Origin of the sequence: Actinoplanes sp. NPDC048791 (assembly GCF_040650095.1) — a bacterium.
Lineage (GTDB): Bacteria > Actinomycetota > Actinomycetes > Mycobacteriales > Micromonosporaceae > Actinoplanes.
Window position 1 is genome coordinate 1 of record NZ_JBEZGQ010001682.1, and the last position, 1161, is coordinate 1161.

The 1161-nt window shown below is 73.2% G+C and carries 1 protein-coding gene and 1 pseudogene; both read left to right on the forward strand.

Annotated elements, in window-relative coordinates; genetic code table 11:
* A partial coding sequence (locus AB0C29_RS49590; protein ID WP_360835506.1) for an FHA domain-containing protein occupies nt 1-872 on the forward strand: 872 nt, incomplete at its 5' end.
* Between the two features lie 2 nt (nt 873-874).
* Nucleotides 875-1161: pseudogene (locus AB0C29_RS49595) on the forward strand (serine/threonine protein kinase); the annotation flags it as partial.

Below are 1161 nucleotides of genomic sequence, written 5' to 3' on the forward strand. Positions count from 1 at the left end.
CCCGTCTGGCCGGGCAGCTCGGCTCCGACGGCGTCGCGTGTGCCGTGGCCGCGTTCGGCGGCACGCCCGCGATCCTGGTCCGCGGCGCCGCGGCCGCCGAAACCGACAGCGGGCACGGTCGCGTCCACATGCACGGACCGGCACTGACCCACCGGACCATCGAAGGTCCACTGCGGACGGTACGGCTCAGTCTGCCGGGCAGCGGCGCGCCGGATCCGCGGACCGCCCTCGACGCCGGCGTGGTCAGCGGTGCGGGGCTGGTCGCCCAGCTCGGCGCCCCGTCGCCGCCGGCTCGCCGATTCGACCGGGCGGCACCCTTCGAGGCGGTCATCGTGCTGCCCGGGTATGCCCCAGCGCCCAGCCAGCCGCCCCGGCCGCCCGGCGACGAGGCCGCGACGCACCACCTCATCGAGGGGGTGTACTGCCGTGACGACCACTTCAACGATCCGGATCAGCGGTACTGCCAGATCTGCGGCATCTCGATGGCCCAGCTGACCCAGGTGACCCGGCTCGGGCCCCGCCCGCCGCTGGGTGTGCTGTTGCTCGACGACGGCAGCACCCTGCGCCTGGACATCGACTACGTGGTGGGTCGCGAACCCGACGCCGACCCGGACGTCGTCGCGGCCCGGGCCAGGCCACTGCGGATCTCCGGCCCGGTCAGCGGGGTCTCCCGCCGGCATGTCCGCGTACGGCTGGCGGGCTGGCGGGTCGAGCTGGTGGACCTGCACTCGGCGAACGGCACCTTCGTGCACCGCCCCGGCACGGCCGAGCCGGCACAGCTCACCCCCGGCGTACCCGTGGTGATCACGCCGGGGGCCCGCATCGACGTGGGCCGGCGCTGGTTCCGCTACGAGTCGCACCGCAATCCGTAGACGTGAAGGGACCAGATCAGGTGCAGGGCATCGCCGACTACGACTTCATCCGTCCCCTGGGATCGGGCAACCACGGGCACTTCTTCCTGGCCCGGCGCCCCCGCCGGCTGCCGCTCGACATCGAGTTCGTCGCCGTCAAGGTGCTGCACGCGGAGTCGACCGAGGTGGCGTTCCGCCGGGCCACCCGGGAGCTGGCCGCATTCGCCGCGGTCCGCTCGCCCTACCTGGTCATCCCGATCGACGCGGGGCAGCAGGACGGTGCCTTCTTCTACTCGATGGAGTATCTGCC